Source organism: Salinarimonas sp. NSM, assembly GCF_052380005.1.
Lineage (GTDB): Bacteria > Pseudomonadota > Alphaproteobacteria > Rhizobiales > Beijerinckiaceae > Salinarimonas.
Genome location: NZ_JBQTCJ010000015.1, coordinates 12,460 through 33,349, shown reverse-complemented (window position 1 = coordinate 33,349; position 20,890 = coordinate 12,460). Strand labels below are relative to the sequence as shown.

Here is a 20,890-nt window from a genome sequence, read left to right as displayed (position 1 = left end):
GATCCACACCGTCTCCGGACCGGGGGTATGCGCGGTCCGAAGGCGAACGAAAAAGGGGCGCCACCGTGGTGACGCCCCCCCCGTCCTCCAGCCTCGGACCCGCATCAATCCTCGTAGTCCTCTTCCTCGTCGACCCGACCGGCGCCGCCGCCGATCGGGCCCTGGCCCTGGCGGATGCCGTAGCGGCGCTCGAGGCCCGGGCCGCCGCTCGGGCCACCCTGCTGGAAGCGCGCGGGACGGTCGGCATGGTCCCGCACCGGCCGGTCGGCGGGGTCGCGGCCGATCTTCGGCAGGAGGTGGGCGAGGTCGATGAACTCGTCCGCCTGCCGGCGCAGCTCGTCGGCCACCATGGGCGGCTGGGTCGAGATGGTCGAGACCACGGACACCCGCACGCCCTTGCGCTGCAGCGCCTCGACGAGCGAGCGGAAGTCGCCGTCACCCGAGAAGAGCACGATGTGGTCGACCTTGTCGGCGAGCTCGAGCGCGTCGATGCACAGCTCGATGTCCATGTTGCCCTTGACCTTGCGGCGCCCCGTCGAATCGACGAACTCCTTCGTCGGCTTGGTGACGACGCGATAGCCGTTGTAGTCGAGCCAATCGATCAGCGGGCGGATGGACGAATATTCCTGATCTTCGACGAGCGCCGTGTAGTAGAACGCGCGCAAGAGGTAGCCGCGCGTCTGGAATTCCTTCAGGAGACGCTTGTAGTCGATATCGAAGCCGAGGGTCTTCGTCGTGGCATAGAGATTGGCGCCGTCGATGAACACGGCAATACGTTCTTGATCTCTCATGGCTGAAATCTCTCCAATGACAATCGAGCGACCCGAGACGAATTCGCGATCGTATGAAATCGTTAGGCCCCTCGGCTGGGGGAACTTCCGCAACGGCAGCCCCGTCACGGCGGACGCGGAGACATACCGGCGCGAATAGACGCGCGCCGCGGTTCCGAGTCAAGGCGCGCGCGTCGTCGTTCCGGCTGCCGCCGCCCCGGCCCGCGCTCCTCGGGCCTCGGCCCCTCAGCTCTCGCCGCGCAGCGCCGCGGCGTAGGCGGCCACCGCGCTCTCGAAGCCCATCGTCAGCGCGTCCGCCGTCAGCTCATGGCCGATCGACGCCTCGGCGAGATGGGGGATGGCGGCGACGAGCGGCGGGATGTTGTCGAGGTTGAGGTCGTGGCCCGCGTTGACCACGAGCCCGTGCTCGCGCGCCGCGAGCGCCGCCTTGGCGGCGGCGTCGAGCAGCGGCGCGTGCCGGCCCTGCTTCCAGGCCTCGGCGTAGGAGCCCGTGTAGATCTCGATCCCGTGCGCGCCGATCGCGGCGACGCGCGGCACCACCGCCGGGTCCGGGTCGATGAACAGCACGATGCGCGTCTCGACGCCGGCGAGGGCCGCGAGCGCCTCGGAGACGAGCGTCGCCTGCGCCGCGTCGAGGTCGAAGCCCTTGTCGGAGGTGAAGACTTCGGGCGCGTCCGGCACGAAGGTCACCTGCTCGGGTCGGACCGCGCGCACGATGTCGAGGAAGCGCTCGTCCGGATAGCCCTCGAGGTTGAGCTCGAAGGCCGGCCGCAGGTCGGCCATCGCGGCGGCGATGGCGTCGACGTCGGTGCGCCGAACGTGCCGCTCGTCGGGCCGCGGGTGCAGCGTGATCCCCTGCGCGCCGGCACGCGCGGCGAGCGGCACGAACGCCACGGGATCGGGAACGCCCGTCTTCCGCGAGTTCCGCAGGAGGGCGATCTTGTTCAGGTTGACGCTGAGCCTGGCCATCGTCGAGCTCCAGGAAACGAAAGAGCGCGGACCATACCGCTCCCGGCGCGGATGTCGAGCGGCGCGACGGCGGGTCGCACGACGATCCGCGCAACGGCGGCGCAGCGGGGTGAACGGCTGCGAGATCGTCTCACGCCCGGCTCTCCCGCGCGGGCCCGTCTCCTTCGCGCCGACGCACGTCGACGTCGCGAGGCCGCCGAGATCAGGCCGCGCGCACCTCGCTCGCGAGCCGTGCGCGCAGCATGCCGAGCACCGCCGCCTCCTCAGGCTCGAGCCCGTCGAGCTCCTGGGCCAGCGCCCGGCCGGCTTCGCGCCCCACCGCCTCGACGAGCGTCCCGTCGAGATAGGCGTCGAGCACCTGCGGGTGGACGTAGCACTTGCGGCAGATGGTCGGCGTGTTGCCGAGACGTGCCGACACCTGCTCGATCGCCGTCTTGAGGTTCTTCTTCGCGGCGGCCTTGGTGTCGAAGGCCTCGAACTCCCTCAGCGCCGTCGCGGCGAGCACCGTCCCGCCCCAGGTGCGGAAGTCCTTGGCGGTAATCTCGCGCCCGGTGATCTCGCGCAGGTAGGCGTTCACGTCCGCGCTCTCGACCGCGTGTCGGTCGCCGTCCTCGTCCACCCACTGGAACAGGCGCTGCCCCGGCAGGTCCTCGAGCATCCGGACGGTGCGCGCCACGCGCCGGTCGCGCACCTTCAGGCGCCACTCCTTGCCGCCCTTGCCTGTGAAGACGAAGCGCAGGCTGTCGCCCTCGACGGCGACATGGTCGGCGCCGAGTGTCGTCAACCCCTGGGTGTTGTTGGTGCGCAGGTAGTCGGCATTGCCGACGCGGATCAGGGTCGTCTCGAGCAGGTGGACGATCGTGGCCAAGATCTTCTCGCGCCCGAGCGAGCGCCTGCGCATGTCCGCGTCGACCCGCGCACGGATCGCCGGAAGCGCCTCGGCGAAGGCGACGACATGCTCGAACTTGGTCGAGTCGCGCACCTCGCGGAATCGCGGATGGTAGCGGTACTGCTTGCGCCCGCGCGCGTCGCGCCCCGTCGCCTGGATGTGCCCGTTCGGGTCGGGCGAGATCCACACCTCGGTATAGGCCGGCGGGACGGCCAGCGACTTCAGCCGGCGGATCTCGGCGGGGTCCTCGATCCTGCGGCCTTTCGGGTCGACGTAGGTGAAGCCCCGGCCCGACCTGCGGCGCCGGATGCCGGGCGCATCGTCGGTGACGTAGGTGAGGCCCGCGTTCTGCGCGGCGTCGACGGGGTCGACGATCCCGCTCTCCGAGGCGGCCTGCGCCGCCGCGGCCCCCATCACGGCGCCCCCGCCACGCGCGCGCCGGCGCGGCGCCGCCGGCGCAGGTTGCGCAGCTTCATGACGAGGACCGAACCGGAGAGGACGAGGCTCAGCGCGTTGAAGACGATGATCGGCAGGCTCCAGATCATCAGCCCGTAGACGATCCACAGCGAGAAGGCCGAGACCGTCACGACGTACATGCGCTTGGAGATCGCCTCGGTGTCGCCCTCGCGCCAGGACTTCCAGACCTGGGGGACGAAGCTCGCCGTCGAGCACAGGCCGGCCACCGTGCCGACGACGACGGTGAGGTTTCCTTCGATGAACGCCAGCACGCGGGCCGCCTCGATCCGATTTCGGAGCCGAGAGAACGGCGGCGCGACCCCGGCGTTCCGCGCCGCGACGTCGCATGCGCGGCGGACGCCGCGCGGGGCTACTGCCCGCGACGGGCGCGACTGGCGAAGCGCACGGCGTCCTCGGCGGCGCGAAAGAGCGCCTTCGCCTTGTTGACGCACTCCATGCGCTCGGAGGCGGGCACGCTGTCGTAGACCACGCCGGCGCCGGCCTGGACGTGCATGCGTCCGTCCTTCACGACCGCCGTGCGCAGCACGATGCAGGTGTCCATCTCGCCGTCGGCGCCGAAATATCCGATGCACCCCGCATACGGCCCGCGCTTGTCGCGCTCGAGCTCGTCGATGATCTCCATCGCCCGCACCTTGGGCGCCCCGGACACCGTGCCCGCCGGGAAACCGGCGACGAGCGCGTCGAGCGCGTCGCGACGCGGGTCGAGCCGGCCGACGACGTTCGAGACGATGTGCATGACCTGCGAATAGTACTCGAGGAAGAACGAGTCCGTCACCCGCACGGAGCCGAGCTCGGCCACGCGCCCCGCGTCGTTGCGCCCGAGGTCGAGCAGCATCAGGTGCTCGGCGCGTTCCTTCGGGTCGGCGAGGAGGTCCCGCGCGTTGGCGCGATCCTCGGCCGGCGTCGCGCCGCGCGGGCGGGTGCCGGCGATCGGGCGGATGGTCACCTCGCCGTCGCGCACGCGCACCAGGATCTCCGGCGAGGAGACGACGATCTGGTAGCCCTCGAAGTCGAGGTAGCACAGGAACGGCGAGGGGTTGGTGCGCCGCAGCGAGCGGTAGAGCGCGAAGGCGGGCAGCGGGAAGGCGGCCTCGAAGCGCTGCGAGAGCACGACCTGGAAGACGTCGCCGGCGCGGATGTATTCCTTCGCCCGCTCGACCATGGCCTCGTAGGCGTCGTCCTCCGTGTTCGAGACGACGTCGATCGTCGTGGTCTCGGCGATCTCGGCGCGGGCCTGCGCGGGCAGCGGCGCCTCGAGCGCGTCGACCACCGCCTCGAGCCGCGCGAGCGCGCTCTCGTAGGCCGCCTTGGCCGAGGTGCCGGGCCGAGGGCGCACCGGGGCGACGAGGCTGATCTCGTCGCGCACGGCGTCGAACACGACCATCACGGTGGGGCGGATCAGCACCGCGTCGGGCAGGCCGAGCGCGTCGGGGTTGGGCGGCCCGAGCCGCTCCATCGCGCGCACCATGTCGTAGCCGAGATAGCCGAACAGCCCCGCCGCCATCGGCGGCAGGTCGGCGCCCGGCCCGTCGCCCTTCGGGATGCGGCTCTCGTCGATGAGCGCGCGCAGGCTCTCGAGCGGGGGGCGCGGATCGGGCTCGAACCGTCCCTCGCCGGAGAGCGCCGCGCGGTCGATCGCGCAGGCGCCGTCGCGGCAGCGCCAGACGAGATCGGGCGCGACGCCGATCATCGAGTAGCGCCCGCGCTGGGCGCCACCCTCGACCGATTCGAGCAGGAAGGCCGGCCCCGCCTGCGCGCGCCGCAGCTTCAGGAAGGCGGCGACCGGCGTCTCCAGGTCGGCGACGAGCCGCGTCGCGACGAGCGAGGGGCGCCCCGCCTCCCAGGCCGCCGCGACCTCGGCGAAGGGGGGCGCCACCTCCATCAGAAGGCGCCTCCGCGCACCGCCGCCTCGAAGGCCTCGCGGTCGATCTGCGCGCCGAGCTCGTCCTGGAGGAAGGCGAGGTACTGCTCCAGCACGTCCTGCGAGAGGAGCTGGGCGAGCTGCGTGCCGATCGCCTCCGCCTGCGGGGTGGTGACGATGTAGTCCGGCGCGGAGGCCGACAGCACGCGGTAGACGACGCGCTCGGTCGCGCCGAGCGGGGCGCTGCCCGCCTCACCGACACGGGTCGCGAACAGCCGCGTCACCGCGCCCTCGTCGAGCGGCGCGGTCGCCTGGCCGCGGGCGAGGCCGCGCGCCGGCGCGACCGACAGCCCGGTCTCCTGCGCGATCGCCTCGAGCGTCTCGCCGGACTCGAGCCGCGCGACGAGATCGCTCGCCCGCTCCGAGAGCACCTCCGCGACCTGCTCGCTGCGCCACGCGGCCACGACCTCGTCGCGGACCTCGGAGAGCGCGCGGTCGCGGGCCGGCGTGATGTCGGTCACGTCGTACCAGACGTAGCCTCCGCCCTCGGTGCGGATGGCGAGGTTGTCGACGCCGATGTCGGTCTCGAAGAGCGCCGGCAGCAGCGCCTCGCGCGCGGGCAGCGTCACCGGCTGGCCGTCCGGCCCGAGCCCGCTTCTGTCGATCGCCTCGATGCGGGTCAGCTCCAGGCCGCGGGCCTGCGCGATGTCCGCGAGCGGGATCGCGGCGGCGCGCTGGTCCTCGATCTCGTCGTAGACGGTGCGGATGCCGTCCGTGGCGCGGTCGAGCGCGATCTCGGTGCGCAGCGCCTGCGCGACCTCCTCGAAGGGCCGCACGTCCGCCGGCACCACCTCGGCGACGCGCACCAGCGCCGCACCGAAGCGCCCGTCGACCGGCGCGCTCACGGCGCCTGCCTCGAGCGCGAACGCCGCCTCGGCGATGGCGGGGTCGAGCACCTCGGAGCGGGCGAGGGTCCCGAGCGCGAACACGTCCGGGGCGATCTCCCGCTCGGCGGCGAGGTCCTCGAACGCGATCTCGCCCGCGGCGACGCGCGCGGCCGCCTCGGCCGCCTCCTCGGCGCTCGCGAAGGGGATGCGCTGGATCGCGCGGCGCTCGGGCGTGCCGAAGCGCCTCTCGGCCTCCGCCTCGTAGCGCGCCCGCACGGCGGCCTCGTCGACGGCCTCGGGATCGGCGATCGCTTGCGGAGAGATCGCGAGCACCTGCGCGCTGCGGTACTCGGGGGCGCGCCACTCGCCGCCGCGCTCGGCGAAGAAGGTCGCGAGCGTCTCCTCGTCGGGCGCGGCGATCTCGCCCGCGAGGCTCTCGGGCAGGACGAGGTAGTCCGCGTCGCGCCGCTCCATCTCGTAGCGCCAGAACGCCTCCTCCGCCGTCACCGGCGCGTCGATGCCGGCGCCGACCGCCTCGACGATGGCGCGCCGCTCGAGCTCGCGCGCCTGCTCGACCACGAAGGCCTGCTCGGAGAGGCCGGCGAGCGAGAGGAAGCGCCGGAAGGCGTTCGCGTCGAACTGGCCGTTCGCCTGGAACGACGGATCGTCGGCGATGGAGCGCGCGACGAGCCGGTCGCCGGCGCGCAGGCCGAGCGTGCCGGCGCGCTCGTTCAGCACCGCCTCGGTGACGATCTGCCCGAGCACCTGCTGGTCGATCCCGAAGAGCTGGGCCTCCTGCGGCCCGATCGGCTGGCCGAGCTGGGCGGAGAGCCGGCGGATCTGGCGCGTGTAGGCGTCGCGCACGGTCTGCGCGTCGATCTCGGTATCGCCTACGCGCACGACCGTGGTGGACGCCCCTCCACGGAAGATGTCGCCGATGCCCCACACCGCGAAGGAGAGGATCAGCAGGGTGAACAGCACGCCGGCGACGGCCTTGCCGACCCAGGTCTTTCCGGCATTGCGAAGGTTCTGCAGCATGGGGCGTCCCGTTGTTCCAGGACCGAGCGCTTAGCGCATCCGGCGCCCGCGCGAAAGGCCCGACCGCGGCGGCGCGCCGCTTCCAAGCCGCGGCCCCGCGGGTTATGACGCGGGCTCGAAACGCCGGAGCGCATCCCGACCATGACCGCCTCGCCCCTGCCCATCGTGCGCGATCGCCGTCTCGTCGCGCTGCTCGTCACCCTCGTCGCCGCGGCGACGATCGCCGCGGCGCTCGTCTTCCAGTACGGGCTCGGCTACCAGCCCTGCGCGCTGTGCCTCCTCCAGCGCTGGCCCTACTGGGTGGCCCTGCCGCTCGGCCTCGTCGCGATCGCGCTCGCCCCCCGTGGAGGTGCCGGCCGCGTGCTTCTGGCGCTGCTCGGCGTGGTCTTCGTCGTCTCGGCGGGGCTCGGCGCCTATCACGCGGGCGTCGAGTGGGGCTTCTGGGCCGGCCCGTCCGACTGCGGCGGCCCGGGCCTGCCGCAGGCCGACACGATGAACGACTTCCTTGCCCAGCTCGACACGGTGCGCGTCGTCTCCTGCACGGAGGCCGCCTGGCGCTTTCTCGGCGTCTCGATGGCGGGCTGGAACGCGCTGATCTCGGCGGGGCTGGCCGGGCTCGCCTTCGCGAGCGCCGCGGCGGGGCGCCGGGCCTGACCGGCGCTCCCGCGTCCGCCGCTCATCGGATCGCGAGCCCCTCGGGCATCCGGTGCGCCTCGAAGCGCGCACCGACCGGCGCTGGCGTCCAGGGCGAGACGGCGCCGTCGGGCCAGACGACCCGGATCTCGGCGGCGCGCGCCTCGCCGAGCCCGAAGTGCAGCGGCCCGGCCCGCCCACCGACATGCCCGCCGCCGACGGTGAGCTCCTGCACCTGGACCGCCTCCCCGCCCGGCGCGCGCACCTCGACGAAGGCGCCCACGGCGAAGCGGTTCGGCCCGTCCTGGCGCGGGGTCACCGCGAGCCAGCCGCCCGTGCCCTCGGTCGCGTTCTGCCAGACTTCCAGCGGTGCGCGGCGGTTGACGACGACGAGGTCGAGGCGCCCGTCGCCGTCGAGGTCCGCCAGCGCCGCGCCCCGGGCGCGATCGGTGGTGGCGACGCCGGCCTCCGCCGCCCGCTCGACGAAGCTGCCGTCGGGCCTCTGCATGAGCAGGTTGTTGGGGTCCCGCATCGCGTTCGACGGCATCTGGTCGACGTTGCCCTTGGCGATGAAGAGGTCCGCGCGCCCGTCGTTGTCGACGTCGCCGAACTCCGCGTGCCAGCCGGTCGAGGGCCGCCCGTCGTCGCCGAGGAAGGGGCGCTGGGCGTAGGTGCCGATGGAATAGGGCGCGTTCTCCCAGGCGTCGCCGCGGTTGAGCTTCATCAGCTGGTCGCCCATCGAGGTGAGCATCACGTCCGGCAGACCGTCGCCGGTGACGTCGCGGCTGGCGATCCCCATGCCCCACAGCGAGATTCGCGGCCAGCCGTCGGCGGCGACGCGCTCCTCCAGCGGATCGAGCTGCCACATCTGCTCGTAGCCGCCGCGGACATAGTAGTGCCGGTCGTTGGAGACGCGCAGCTCGGGCGTCCCCGTGCGGCGCCAGTCCGAGAACAGGATCGAGAGCGCGCAGAAGCCGGGCTCGAGCGGGGTCGGCTCACCGTAGCGCACGCCGTCCGACCGATGCAGCTCGTTGACGTCGCAGGCCTCGAAGGGGCCGTCGGGGGCGGCACGGTCGACGTAGTTGCCCACGGCCAGCGTCGGGCGCGTGCGGCCGGGCTCCCAGGTGGCCGAGAAGGCGGTCGACCAGCGCTCGCCGGCGTCGAAGCCCCAGGCCGCGGTCGCGTCCTCGAACATGCAATCCGGACCGCCCTTCAGGAGGAGGTTCGGCCCGACGCGCAGCACCGCGAGATCGAGGGTGCCGTCACCATCGACGTCGAGGGGGTAGGCGCCTGTGACGCCGGTCGGTACGGGGGCGGACGTCCCCTCGGCGAAGCGAATCGGTGCGCCGGGGCCCTCCGTGACGTTGACGAGGAGCCGCGCGGGGTTCGCGCCGCCGGCGACGTAGAGGTCCGGCTTCGCATCCGCGTTGCAGTCGAGCACCGCCACCCCGCCGCCGACGAAGTGCTCCCAGCCGCCGTCGTAGACGTGGGGCGCGGGGAGATCGCCCGCCCGATCGACGAAGCGCGGCTCGGCGGCCGCGGTCGGATCGGCGAAGAGAGCGAGGAGAAGACCCACGGCGGCCGCTTTCGCCCCCTCGGGGCGGGGACGATCCGCGAAGCGCATCAGGGGCGGGGTCCCGCGGCGCGACCTCGGCGGAGATTTCGGCTGCGCCGAAGCGCCTGTCGGCGCACCCACTCCGTCTCGTCGGCTTCGCCGCCGATCCACCTCCCCCGACGGCGGAGGAGCGAAGGACGTCGCGTTCGTCATGCCGAGATTCCCTCGCGCCCGCCCCCCGCGCCGAGCATCCCTTCCGTCACCGCCGACAGCGCGAGCGCCGCCGCGCCGTGGGCCCAGAGCAGGTCGCCCCAGGCGTGGACCTCGATCGGCGGCAGCGGGCGGCTCGCGGGGAGGACGAGGCTCGAGAGCTCGGCCAGCGTGTCCGCGGCGTAGAGGTAGTCGTAGCGCATGCGCTCTCCAGAGAGGATGATCAGGTCCGGGTCGAAGAGGTTGACGACGTTGGCCAGCCCGATCGCGAGGTAGCGCCCGGCCCGCCGGAAGATCGAGCGCGCCGCGCCGTTGCCGGCCTTGGCGTGGTCGAACAGCGATTCGAGGACGACGCCCATGGGGCGCCCGTCGGCATAGCTCCAGTCGAGCGCCGTCGTCGCCTCGCGGGCGAGGGCGTAGTCGGCGACGTAGGCCTCGAGGCAGCCGCGCTGGCCGCAGCGGCACAGCGCGCCGTCGAGGTGGACCTTGGTGTGGCCGAGCTCGGTGCCGAGCCCCCGCGCGCCGCGATACAGCCGGTGGTTCACGACGAGGCCCATGCCCACCCCGTGCTCGATCGTCACGACCGCGAAGTCGGACAAGGCCCGCCCCGCCCCGAACCACAGCTCGGCGAGCGCCACGAGGTTCGCGTCGTTGTCGACGTGGACCGGCAGACCGAGCCGCTCTGCGACCGCGGCGGCGAGCGGGACGTCGCGTTCGCGCAGCACCGGCGACCAGTGCACCACGCCCGCGGCGGCGTCGACGAAGCCGGGCACGCCGAGCCCGACCGCGCTCAGATCCGCGCGCGCGACGCCCGCCGCGGCGCAGACGCGCACGAGGAGCGCGTCCGCCGCCTCGAGGAGGTCGGGCAGACTGCGGCCGGCGAGCCGTTCCGTCACGCTCGCCGAGGCAACGAGGCGACCGGCGAGATCGACGACGACCGCCGTGTGCTCGCGGTCGGAGATCTTGATGCCCGCGACGTGGCGCGCGTCCGGCCGCACGCCGAGCGCCACCGGCGGGCGTCCGCGGCCCGCCGCGTCGCCGTCGCGGGAGACGGCGACCTCCTCGATCAGCCCCGTCTCCATCAGCTCGGAGGTGACCGCCGTCACGCTGGCGGGGCTCACCCCGAGGTCCTTGGCGATCTGCACCCGCGCGAGCGTGCCGGCGGCGCGGATGCGCTCGAACACCTGCTGGCGCAGCGGCCGCTGGCCCTCGGCGAGCGGGCGCAGCAGCGGGCCGACGCCCTGACGCTCCTCCTCGCTGCGAACGGCGACCGCATCGGCCCGCATTAGTTACTCCTCCTGAACTAAAGCCTTGTCGCCAACCGCTACATTCTGGGCGTTTGTAACGATTTTTGTGCAGTGCGGGAAAATCTCGCTCTTTTCGTCTAAGGTAGAACACGATGGATCGTCATTTTTATTTTGACAACTGAAATTATCCGCGACAGTCTGCACGGCACGGCGCAAGGCCGGACGCGGCCCGGCAAGGGTCGCGCGCTACGGGAGGAAACGCGATGCGCAAGTTCGCACCCACCAAGTTCGTGCTCATGGCCGCGGTCGCCGCGGTCGGCTTCGCCGGAGCCGCTCACGCCCAGGACCCGATCACCGTCGGCGTGAGCTGGTCGAACTTCCAGGAGGAGCGCTGGAAGACCGACGAGGCCGCCATCCGCGCCGCGCTCGAGGCAGCCGGTGCCGAGTACGTCTCGGCCGACGCCCAGTCGTCCTCGGCCAAGCAGCTCTCCGACATCGAGAGCCTGATCGCCCAGGGCGTCGACGCGCTCATCATCCTGGCGCAGGACTCGCAGGCGATCGGCCCGGCCGTGCAGGCCGCCGCCGACGAGGGCATCCCGGTCGTCGGCTACGACCGCCTCATCGAGGACCCCCGCGCCTTCTACCTGACCTTCGACAACGTCGAGGTCGGGCGCATGCAGGCCCGCGCGGTGCTGGAGGCCCAGCCCGAGGGCAACTACGTCATGATCAAGGGCTCGCCCACGGACCCGAACGCGGACTTCCTCCGCGGCGGCCAGCAGGAGGTGCTGCAGGAGGCGATCGACGCCGGGCGCATCACCATCGTCGGCGAGGCCTACACCGACCAGTGGCTCCCCGCCAACGCCCAGCGCAACATGGAGCAGATCCTCACCGCGCAGAACAACGAGGTCGACGCGGTCGTCGCCTCGAACGACGGCACCGCCGGCGGCGCCGTCGCGGCGCTGACCGCCCAGGGTCTCGACGGCACGGTGCCGGTGTCGGGCCAGGACGGCGACCATGCCGCCCTCAACCGCATCGCCAAGGGCACGCAGACGGTCTCCGTCTGGAAGGACGCGCGCGACCTCGGCCGCGAGGCCGGCGAGATCGCGGTCGCCATGGCGCAGGGCACCGAGATGTCCGCCGTCGAGGGCGCCCAGGAGTGGACCTCGCCGGCCGGCACGACCCTGTGGGCGAAGTTCCTCGAGCCCATGCCGATCACGCAGGACAACCTCTCGGCCGTCGTGGATGCGGGCTGGATCACGCAGGAGGCGCTCTGCCAGGGCGTCGAGAACGGCCCGGCCCCCTGCAACTGACCCGCGACCTCCCGCTCCGCGCGGCCCCCCCCGCGAGGCGTCCCGCTCCGGCGGGGCGCCTTCGGCCCGGGCCGCGCGGGCGCGACCGTCGACGATAGAGAGGCCCCTCCGCGAAGGACGCGCCCATGACCGCCGCCACCGCCCAGGCCCCCGCGACGCCGAAGAAGAGGAGCGTCTTCGCAGCGCTCGAGATCGATACGCGCCTGCTCGGCATGATCGGCGCCTTCGTGGTGCTGTGCCTCGCCTTCAACTTCGTGACGGACGGGCGCTTCCTCACCCCGCGCAACATCTTCAACCTGACGATCCAGACCGTCTCCGTGGCCATCATGGCGACGGGCATGGTCTTCATCATCGTCACGCGCCACATCGACCTCTCGGTCGGCTCGCTGCTGGCCACCTGCTCGGCGGTCATGGCGATGGCGCAGACCGCGATCCTGCCGGATCTGCTCGGGGTGGGGCTCGACAGCCCGATGGTCGCGGCCCTCGCCATCCTCATCGGCCTGATGACCGGCACCGCCATCGGCGCCTTCCAGGGCTGGCTCGTCGGCTACCTCTTGATCCCCGCCTTCATCGTGACGCTCGGCGGTCTTCTCGTATGGCGCAACGTCGCCTGGTACCTGACGAGCGGCCAGACGATCGGGCCGTTGAACGAGACCTACCTCCTCTTCGGCGGCATCAACGGCACGCTCGGCGAGACCCTGTCGTGGGCCTTCGCGCTGGTCGCCACGGTCGCGGCGCTGTGGGCGCTCGTCGCGTCGCGGCGCAACAAGGTCGCCCACGAGATGCCGGTGAAGCCGTTCTGGGCCGAGGGCGCGACCGCCCTGCTGATCGCGGTGGCGATCTTCGGCTTCGTGGCGCTGCTCGTCGCCTACGAGATCCCGTCGGGCCGGCTCGAGCGCATGTTCGAGGCGCGCGGCGAGGTGTTGCCGGAGGGCTTCAGCCAGGGCTACGGCATCCCGATCTCGGTGCTGATGCTGTTCATCCTCGCCGCGATCCTCACCACGGTCGCGCGCAAGACCCGCTTCGGCCGCTACGTCTTCGCCACCGGCGGCAACCCGGACGCCGCCGAGCTGTCGGGCATCAACACGCGCATGCTGACCGTCAAGGTGTTCGCGCTGATGGGCTTCCTGTGCGCGCTCTCGGCGGTGGTCGCCTCGGCGCGCCTGACGAACCACACGAACGACATCGGCACCCTCGACGAGCTGCGCGTCATCGCCGCCGCCGTGATCGGCGGCACCGCCCTCTCGGGCGGCGTCGGCACGATCTACGGGGCCATCCTCGGGGCGCTGATCATGCAGTCGCTCCAGTCCGGCATGGCGATGGTGGGCGTCGATGCGCCCTTCCAGAACATCGTCGTGGGCATGGTGCTCGTCGTCGCCGTGCTCGTCGACATCCTCTATCGCAAGCGCACGGGAGGGAAGTGATGAGCGGGACACGCGGAACGCCCCTCGTCGAGATGCGCGACATCTCGCTCGCCTTCGGCGGCGTCAAGGCGGTCGACCACGTCACCGTCGACCTCTACCCCGGCGAGGTCGTGGGGCTGCTCGGCCACAACGGCGCCGGCAAGTCGACGCTGATCAAGTGCCTGTCGGGCGCCTACCGGATGGATTCCGGCGAGATCCGGATCAATGGCGAGAAGGTCGAGATCAACAACCCGCGCGACGCGCGCCGGCACAACATCGAGACGATCTACCAGACGCTGGCGCTCGCCGACAATCTCGACGCATCCGCCAACCTCTTCCTCGGCCGCGAGCTGACGAACGCCATCGGCATGATCGACGAGGCGCAGATGGAGGGCGAGACGCGCAAGATCATGGGCCGGCTCAACCCCAACTTCCGCAAGTTCTCCGCGCCGGTCTCGGCGCTGTCCGGCGGCCAGCGCCAGTCGGTCGCCATCGCGCGGGCGGTCTACTTCAACGCCAAGATCCTGATCATGGACGAGCCCACCGCGGCGCTCGGTCCGCAGGAGACGCGGATGGTGGCCGAGCTCATCGACGAGCTCAAGCGCCAGGGTCTCGGCATCTTCCTGATCGATCACGACATCCATCAGGTCAAGGAACTCTGCGACCGCGCCGCCGTGATGAAGAACGGCGCGCTCGTCGGCATCGTGAACGTCGCGGACGTCACCGAGGACGACCTGCTCGGCATGATCATCGCGGGCAAGCGCCCCGAGCATCTCGCCGCCTGAGCGGCGACGCGACGGGAACCGGCGGCACGGAGAGGCGGCGCAACCATGCAGGTCATCGGGCTCGATCTCGGCACGTCCGGGCTCAAGGGCGTCCTCGTCGGCGCGGATCAGGCCGTCCTCGCCGAGGCGACGGCGCCGCTCGCGGTGTCGCGCCCCCACGAGGGCTGGTCCGAGCAGAACCCGACCGACTGGCTCGCCGCCGCCGAGAGCGTGATGGACGCGCTCGCCGCGCGGGGGCTCTCGGACGTGCGCGGCATCGGCCTTTCGGGCCAGATGCACGGCGCGACGCTGCTCGACACCGCCGACGAGGTGCTGCGCCCCTGCATCCTGTGGAACGACGGGCGCTCGCACGCGGAGGCCGCCGCCCTCGACGCCGACCCGCGCTTCCGGGCGACGACGGGCAACATCGTCTTTCCCGGCTTCACGGCGCCCAAGCTCGCCTGGGTCGCGCGGCACGAGCCGGACGTGTTCGACAAGGTCGCCAAGGTGCTCCTGCCGAAGGACTACCTGCGCCTCTGGCTCACCGGCGAGCACGTCGCCGAGATGTCGGACGCCGCCGGCACGAGCTGGCTCGACACCGGCGCGCGCGACTGGGCGGACGACCTCCTCGCGGCGACGGGCCTGTCGCGCGCCCACATGCCCCGCCTCGTCGAGGGCTCGGAGGTCTCGGGACGGCTTCGTCCCGCGCTCGCCGCGCGCTGGGGGCTCGGCGAGGGCGTCGTCGTGGCCGGCGGCGGCGGGGACAATGCGGCGTCGGGCGTCGGTGCGGGCGTGGTGCGGGCCGGCGAGGCCTTCGTCTCGCTCGGCACGTCGGGCGTGCTCTTCGCGGCCGCCGAAGGCTACGCGCCGGCGCCCGAGACCGCGGTCCACACGTTCTGCCACGCGCTGCCGAACGCCTGGCACCAGATGGGCGTCATCCTCGCGGCGACGGATGCGCTCAACTGGTACGCCCGCCTCGTCGGCGCGGATGCCGCCACCCTCACCGCCGGGCTCGGCGCGCCGAAGGCGCCGGGGCGCACGTTGTTCCTGCCCTATCTCGGCGGGGAGCGCACGCCGCTCAACGATGCCGGCATCCGCGGCGCCTTCCTCGGCCTCGAGCACGAGACCGACGGCGAGGCCGGCACCCGAGCCGTCCTCGACGGCGTCACCTTCGCACTGAGGGACTGCCGCGACGCGCTGGCCGCGACGGGCACCCGCATCGAGCGCCTGATCGCGCTCGGCGGCGGCAGCCGCTCCGAGACCTGGCTGGCGACGATCGCCACCGCGCTCGACGTGCCCGTCGACGTCCCCGCCGCCGGCGATTTCGGCGCGGCCTTCGGCGCCGCCCGCCTCGCGCTGATGGCCGCGACCGGGGCCGGACCCGAGATCGCCGGCCCTCCGCCGATCGCCCGGCGCATCGCGCCGGACGCCGATCTCACCGCCGCCTACGACGACGCGCATGCGCGCTACCGCGCCGCCGCGCGAGCCATCGGGAGCTTCTGATGACCGACTTCTTCGCCGGGATCGACAAGATCCGCTACGCCGGGCCCGACAGCGACGCCGAGCTCGCCTACCGCTGGTACGACCCGGATCGGGTCGTGATGGGCAAGCGGCTCGAGGACCACCTGCGCTTCGCGGTGGCCTACTGGCACTCCTTCGCCTGGCCGGGCGGCGACCCGTTCGGCGGCCAGACCTTCGAGCGGCCGTGGTTCTCCGATGGAATGGCGGCCGCGAAGCTCAAGGCCGACGTGGCCTTCCGCCTGTTCGAGATCCTGAACGTCCCCTTCTTCTGCTTCCACGACGCGGACGTGCGCCCCGAGGGCGCCACCTTCGCCGAGAGCCGGCGGAACCTCGAGGAGATCGTCGACTACTTCGCCGCCAAGATGGAGGGCTCCAAGACGAAGCTCCTCTGGGGCACGGCGAACCTGTTCTCGCACCGCCGCTTCATGGCGGGTGCGGCGACCAACCCCGACCCGGACGTGTTCGCCTACGCCGCCGCGACGGTGAAGTCTTGCATGGACGCGACCCACCGGCTCGGCGGGCAGAACTACGTGCTCTGGGGCGGGCGCGAGGGCTACGAGACGCTGCTCAACACCGATCTCGGCCGCGAAAGCGAGCAGGCGGGGCGGTTCCTGTCGATGGTCGTCGACTACAAGCACGAGATCGGCTTTCCCGGTACAATCCTGATCGAGCCCAAGCCCCAGGAGCCGACGAAGCACCAGTACGACTACGACGTCGCGACCGTCTACGGCTTCCTGAAGCGCTTCGGGCTCGAGAACGAGGTGAAGGTCAACATCGAGCAGGGCCATGCCATCCTCGCCGGCCATTCCTTCGAGCACGAGATCGCAGTCGCGGCGAGCCTCGGCATCTTCGGCTCGATCGACATGAACCGGAACGACTACCAGTCGGGCTGGGACACGGACCAGTTCCCGAACAACGCATCCGAGGTGGCGCTCGCCTACTACGAGATCCTGCGCGCCGGGGGCTTCACCACGGGCGGCACGAACTTCGACGCCAAGCTGCGCCGCCAGTCGCTCGACCCCGTCGACCTCGTCGCGGCCCATGTCGGCGGCATGGACGTCTGCGCGCGGGGGCTGATCGCCGCCGCTGCGATGCTCGAGGACGGCGGGCTCGAGCGCCTGCGCGCCGAGCGCTACGCCGGCTGGGACGCGCCCGACGCGAAGGCGATGCTGTCCTCCGACCTCGCGTCGATCGCCGCGCGGGTGGAGGCGCAGGGCCTCGACCCGCAGCCGCGCTCGGGCCGCCAGGAGCGGCTGGAGAACTGGGTGAACCGCTTCGTGTGAGGAGGGTACGGGGATGGACGAAAGCCGTGATGCGCTCTCCTTCCCCGTAGGGAAAGGTGGCTCGGCGAAGCCGAGACGGATGGGGCGCGCCGAAGGCGCGTTCGGCGAAGCCGACGCGGTGAAGGGCTCGACGCCGCAGGAACGTCCGATTTCCGCTGCGCGGAACACGCCTGCGGCGTGCCCCATCCGTCCCGCCGCTTCGAGTCGGTCCACCTTCCCCTACAGGGAAGGAGGGAGCATCGCCGCCCTCGCCCTTCTCCTCGCCACCCCGGCGGCCGCCCTCGACCTCCCGATCGAGCTTCCCTCGGCCCCCACCGACGCCGACTACCGCCCCGTCGACCGCGGGGAGGCCGAGCTCGGCCGGCTGCTCTTCTGGGACCCGATCCTCTCGGGCAACCGCAACATCTCCTGCGGCACCTGCCATCACCCGAAATTCGCGACCTCGGACGGGCTCTCGCTGGGCATGGGCGAAGGCGGTCTCGGGCTCGGGCCGGAACGGGCCGTCGACCCGGAGAACCCGCCCGAGCAGCGCATCCCGAGAAACGCCCCGGCCTTGTTCAACCTCGGCGCGCGAGAGTTCACCGTCATGTTCCACGACGGGCGCATCGAGGAGGACCCCTCCCGTCCCTCCGGCCTGCGCACGCCGCTCGAGGACGAGATGGTGGCGGGGTTCGACACGCTGCTGTCGGCGCAGACCATGTTCCCCGTGCTCTCCCCGGACGAGATGGCCGGGCATTATTCCGAGAACGAGATTTCGCGCGCGGTGCGCCAGGGCCTGATCACCGGCGAGGGCGGGGCCTGGGACCTGATCTCCGAGCGGGTCGCGGCGATCCCGGAATACCGGACCCTGTTCGAAGCCGCCTATCCGAAGATCGCCGCGGGGCGCGCCATCGCCTTCACCGATATCTCGAACGCCATCGGCGCTTTCATCGAGATCGAATGGCGCTCGGACGCCTCGCCCTTCGACGCGCACCTGCGCGGCGAGGCGACGCTTCCCGCGCCGGCGCAGGCCGGCATGGCGCTGTTCTACGGCGAGGCCGGCTGTGCCGCCTGCCATGCCGGGCCGTTCCAGACCGACCACGGCTTCCACGCCATGGGCGCGCCGCAGCTCGGCCCCGGCAAGGCCGAGCGCTTCGAGAGCCATGCCCGCGACGTCGGCCGCATGCGCGTGACGAACGACCCCGCCGACGCCTACGCCTTCCGCACGCCCTCCCTGCGCAACGTCGCGCGCACCGGGCCGTGGGGGCATGCGGGCGGGCATTCGGATCTCGCCGGCTTCCTGCGCTTCCACGCCGACCCGGCGGCCGGTCTCGCGACCTACGCGCCCGACGCCACGCTCCCCGCGTTCGGGCCGGCGAAGCCGGACTTCGCCGCGCTGGAGGACCTCACGGAGACCGCCGCGATCGCCGCCGCCGCCGCCGCGGCCCGTCCCGGGCGGGCGTTGGACGACGACGAGCTCGCCGCCCTCCTCGCCTTCCTCGACAGCCTCACCGACGAGGCCGCGATAGCCGGCCGGCTGGGCATCCCCGAGCGCGTGCCGAGCGGGCTGCCGGTGGATCGGTAGGCGGGTCTTTCCCTCCCCTCGTGCACCGCTCCCGATCCGGACAGCGCATGCGATCGCGCCGCCAGCGGCACGCTCTCTGCTACGCTCGCTCCCGCGTGGCGCGGCGCGAGGGAGGACGGCATGCGGATCGGATCGATCGGGCTCGGTGCGATGGGGCGGCCGATGGCGGAGCGGCTCGCCGCCGCGGGGCACGCGGTCGCCGGGCTCGACCGCGATCCGGACCGGCGCGCGGCGGGGGTGACGCCGGCGGCGGACCTCGCGGGGCTGGTCGCGGGGTCCGACGCTCTCCTCCTGTCGCTCCCCGACAGCCCCGCCGTCGAGGCCGTGATGGAGGGCGTGCTCGCGGCGGCCGCGCCGGGCCTCCTCGTCGTCGACACGTCGACCGCCGACCCGCTCTCGACGCGCGCGCTCCAGGCCCGCGCCGCGGAGCGGGGCGTCGCCTTCGTCGACGCGCCGGTCTCGGGCGGGGCGAAGGGCGCCGCCGAGGGGCGGCTCCTGGCCATGCTCGGCGGGACGGACGCGGATCTCGAGCGCGCCGAGGCGCTGCTCGCGCCGCTGACGCGGCAGGTCGTGCGCTGCGGCGGGCCCGGCGCGGGGAACGTGGCGAAGCTCGTCAACAACCTGCTCTGCTCGGCGCATCTCCTGCTCGCCGGAGAGGCGCTGGCGCTCGGCGAGGCGGCCGGGATCGACCCTCGGGCGCTCGCCGCGGTGCTCGCCGCCGGCTCGGGACGCTCGGCGGCCATCGAGACGAACCTGCCGACCTGGGTGCTCTCCGGCACCTACGACAGCGGCTTCACCATGGGGCTGATGGCGAAGGACGTGCGCCTCGCCCGCGCGCTGGGCGAGGCGGTCGGGGCGCTCGGGCCGCTCTCGCAGGCCGTCGCCCAGACGGTCGCGGCCGGCGAGGCACGCACCGGCGCGGCGGCGGACTTCAACCGGCTGGTCGATCTCGGACGGGGAGAGGCGTGATGCGCGCGGACATCCTGGCGAAGCACTGGGCCGGGCCGATCGGCAGCCTGATCGACGGGGAGATCGTGCCGGGCGCGGGCGCGCCGATCGGGCTCGTGTGTCCCGCCACCGAGGAGCCGCTCGCGACCTACGCGGACGCCGGCGCGGACGTCGCGGACCGCGCGCACGCCGTCGCGGAGCGTGGCGGCGGCGCGTGGCGCGCGCTCGCGGCCTCGAAGCGCGGCGAGATCCTGATGCGGGCAGCCGACCTCGTCGCGCGCGACGCCGGCGCGCTCGCCGAGGTCGAGGCGCTCGTCGCCGGCAAGCCGATCCGCGACGCGCGGGCGGAGGCCGGGCGCGTGGCGGAGATGTTCCGGTACTATGCGGGCTTCGCGGACAAGATCGAGGGCCGTGTCGTCCCCGTCGCCTCGGGGCACCTGACCCTCGTCACGCCCGAGCCGCTCGGCACGATCGTGCAGATCACGCCCTGGAACGCCCCGCTCTTCACCGCCGGCTGGCAGCTCGCGCCGGCGCTCGCCGCCGGCAACGCCGCGATCCTCAAGCCCTCGGAATGGACGCCCGTCACCTCGCTGATGCTGGGGCGCCTCCTGATCGAGGCGGGTGTGCCAGCGGGCGCGGTCGGCGTCGTCGCCGGCTTCGGGCACACGGCGGGCGCCGCGCTCGTCTCGGATCCGCGCTGCGGCAAGGCGGTCTTCGTCGGCTCGGTATCGAGCGGGCGCAGGGTCGCGGCGCTCGCCGCCGCCGCCGGGCGGCCGTCGCTGCTGGAGCTCGGCGGCAAGTCGGCCATGGTGGTCTTCGCCGACGCCGATCTCGCCGGCGCCGCCACCTGCGCGCAGGGTGCGATCTTCGCGGCCGCGGGGCAGAGCTGCACCGCCGGCTCGCGGCTCCTGGTCGAGCGGCCCGTCTACGAGCGGGTGCTGAGCTGGCTCGCGGAGGGCGCCGCGAAGCTGCGCGTCGGCGATCCGCTCGATCCCGCGACCGAGATCGGGCCGCTGCAGAACGCGCGCCAGCACGCGAGCGTGCTCGCCGCCATCGCCGCAGCGCGGGACGCCGGCGCGCGCCTCGTCCTGGGCGGACGGCGACCGGCGGCGCTCGGCGAGGGCCCCGGCTACTTCGTCGCCCCCACGATCTTCGCCGACGTCGCGCCGGAGATGGCCATCGCGCGCGAGGAGATCTTCGGCCCGGTCCTCGCCGTGATCCCCTTCGAGGGCGAGGAGGAGGCGGTCGCGCTCGCCAACGCGACCGAGTTCGACCTCGCCGGCGCCGTCTGGTCCCGGGACGGCGCCAAGGCCCTGCGGGTGGCCCGCCGCCTGCGGGCGGGTTCGGCCTGGGTCAACGGCTACCGGACGCTTTCGGTACAGGTTCCCTTCGGCGGCATGCGCGGCTCCGGCTTCGGCCGCTCGTCGGGAGCCGAGGTGATGGCGGAATACACGCAGGCGAAGAGCCTGTGGATCGAGACGGCGGCGCAGCCGGTGTTCCCGTTCGGGTACGCGCCCGGCACGCCCGGCTGAGGGCGCGC

General features: G+C 72.7%; 17 protein-coding genes and 1 pseudogene. 10 read left to right on the top strand and 8 right to left on the bottom strand.

The genetic code is table 11. The features are described 5' to 3' along the window. Positions 1 to 104: 104 nt before the first annotated feature. The 6 genes from ACTZWW_RS08155 to ACTZWW_RS08130 all read right to left on the bottom strand — a co-directional run bounded on the left by ACTZWW_RS08155 (position 105) and on the right by ACTZWW_RS08130 (position 6,912). Entirely contained in the window at positions 105 to 791 is a 687-nt protein-coding gene (locus ACTZWW_RS08155; protein ID WP_444780446.1) for a LabA-like NYN domain-containing protein, read from the bottom strand. Between the two features lie 225 nt (positions 792 to 1,016). Further along, positions 1,017 to 1,760 (bottom strand): pyridoxine 5'-phosphate synthase, encoded by a 744-nt coding sequence (locus tag ACTZWW_RS08150; protein WP_444780445.1) that lies wholly within the window; start codon positions 1,758 to 1,760, stop codon positions 1,017 to 1,019. A 202-nt stretch (positions 1,761 to 1,962) separates the two neighbouring features. Beyond that, positions 1,963 to 3,063, bottom strand: coding sequence for a DNA topoisomerase IB (locus tag ACTZWW_RS08145; protein ID WP_444780487.1), 1,101 nt, complete (start codon positions 3,061 to 3,063; stop codon positions 1,963 to 1,965). Then, positions 3,063 to 3,377, bottom strand: coding sequence for a SemiSWEET family sugar transporter (locus tag ACTZWW_RS08140; protein WP_444780444.1), 315 nt, complete (start codon positions 3,375 to 3,377; stop codon positions 3,063 to 3,065). The genes ACTZWW_RS08145 and ACTZWW_RS08140 overlap by 1 nt, the downstream gene beginning before the upstream one ends. Before the next feature lie 98 nt (positions 3,378 to 3,475). Next, entirely contained in the window at positions 3,476 to 5,008 is a 1,533-nt protein-coding gene (gene trpE / locus ACTZWW_RS08135; protein ID WP_444780443.1) for an anthranilate synthase component I, read from the bottom strand. Then, positions 5,008 to 6,912 (bottom strand): SurA N-terminal domain-containing protein, encoded by a 1,905-nt coding sequence (locus ACTZWW_RS08130; RefSeq protein ID WP_444780442.1) that lies wholly within the window; start codon positions 6,910 to 6,912, stop codon positions 5,008 to 5,010. The genes trpE and ACTZWW_RS08130 overlap by 1 nt, the downstream gene beginning before the upstream one ends. A 141-nt stretch (positions 6,913 to 7,053) precedes the next feature. On the opposite strand from ACTZWW_RS08130, the gene ACTZWW_RS08125 reads away from it, so the two are divergent. Continuing rightward, positions 7,054 to 7,566: a disulfide bond formation protein B gene (locus ACTZWW_RS08125; protein ID WP_444780441.1), complete on the top strand. Its 513-nt coding sequence runs from the start codon at positions 7,054 to 7,056 to the stop codon at positions 7,564 to 7,566. 22 nt (positions 7,567 to 7,588) lie between these two features. Here ACTZWW_RS08125 and ACTZWW_RS08120 read toward each other — a convergent pair whose 3' ends face one another. Continuing rightward, positions 7,589 to 9,121 (bottom strand): CRTAC1 family protein, encoded by a 1,533-nt coding sequence (locus ACTZWW_RS08120; protein WP_444780440.1) that lies wholly within the window; start codon positions 9,119 to 9,121, stop codon positions 7,589 to 7,591. A gap of 188 nt (positions 9,122 to 9,309) precedes the next feature. Continuing rightward, positions 9,310 to 10,596, bottom strand: coding sequence for an ROK family transcriptional regulator (locus tag ACTZWW_RS08115; protein ID WP_444780439.1), 1,287 nt, complete (start codon positions 10,594 to 10,596; stop codon positions 9,310 to 9,312). 224 nt (positions 10,597 to 10,820) lie between these two features. Here ACTZWW_RS08115 and xylF point away from each other — a divergent pair, with 224 nt between their 5' ends. The 9 genes and pseudogenes from xylF (at position 10,821) to ACTZWW_RS08070 (ending at position 20,882) form a co-directional block, all read left to right on the top strand. After that, the gene (xylF, locus tag ACTZWW_RS08110; protein WP_444780438.1) at positions 10,821 to 11,867 is read left to right on the top strand and encodes a D-xylose ABC transporter substrate-binding protein; all 1,047 of its coding nucleotides are present in this window, start codon (positions 10,821 to 10,823) and stop codon (positions 11,865 to 11,867) included. Positions 11,868 to 11,992: 125 nt separating this feature from the next. Next, positions 11,993 to 13,291 carry a sugar ABC transporter permease gene (locus ACTZWW_RS08105; RefSeq protein ID WP_444780437.1) on the top strand — a complete coding sequence of 433 codons (1,299 nt, stop codon included), beginning with the start codon at positions 11,993 to 11,995 and terminating at the stop codon, positions 13,289 to 13,291. Then, on the top strand, positions 13,291 to 14,055 hold the full coding sequence (locus tag ACTZWW_RS08100; RefSeq protein WP_444780436.1) for an ATP-binding cassette domain-containing protein: 765 nt from the start codon (positions 13,291 to 13,293) through the stop codon (positions 14,053 to 14,055). Before ACTZWW_RS08105 ends, ACTZWW_RS08100 begins: the two co-directional genes overlap by 1 nt. A gap of 45 nt (positions 14,056 to 14,100) precedes the next feature. Continuing rightward, complete coding sequence (xylB, locus tag ACTZWW_RS08095) at positions 14,101 to 15,537, top strand: xylulokinase (protein ID WP_444780435.1); 1,437 nt, start codon at positions 14,101 to 14,103, stop codon at positions 15,535 to 15,537. Further along, entirely contained in the window at positions 15,537 to 16,838 is a 1,302-nt protein-coding gene (gene xylA, locus ACTZWW_RS08090; protein WP_444780434.1) for a xylose isomerase, read from the top strand. The genes xylB and xylA overlap by 1 nt, the downstream gene beginning before the upstream one ends. Before the next feature lie 13 nt (positions 16,839 to 16,851). Further along, on the top strand, positions 16,852 to 18,402 hold the full coding sequence (locus ACTZWW_RS08085) for a cytochrome-c peroxidase (RefSeq protein ID WP_444780433.1): 1,551 nt from the start codon (positions 16,852 to 16,854) through the stop codon (positions 18,400 to 18,402). Positions 18,403 to 18,513: 111 nt separating this feature from the next. Continuing rightward, positions 18,514 to 18,969, top strand: a pseudogene (locus ACTZWW_RS08080) (NAD(P)-dependent oxidoreductase); the annotation flags it as partial. Between the two features lie 3 nt (positions 18,970 to 18,972). Beyond that, positions 18,973 to 19,371: an NAD-binding protein gene (locus ACTZWW_RS08075; RefSeq protein ID WP_444780486.1), complete on the top strand. Its 399-nt coding sequence runs from the start codon at positions 18,973 to 18,975 to the stop codon at positions 19,369 to 19,371. After that, positions 19,371 to 20,882 (top strand): aldehyde dehydrogenase family protein, encoded by a 1,512-nt coding sequence (locus ACTZWW_RS08070; RefSeq protein ID WP_444780432.1) that lies wholly within the window; start codon positions 19,371 to 19,373, stop codon positions 20,880 to 20,882. Before ACTZWW_RS08075 ends, ACTZWW_RS08070 begins: the two co-directional genes overlap by 1 nt. The last annotated feature ends 8 nt before the right edge of the window (positions 20,883 to 20,890 follow it).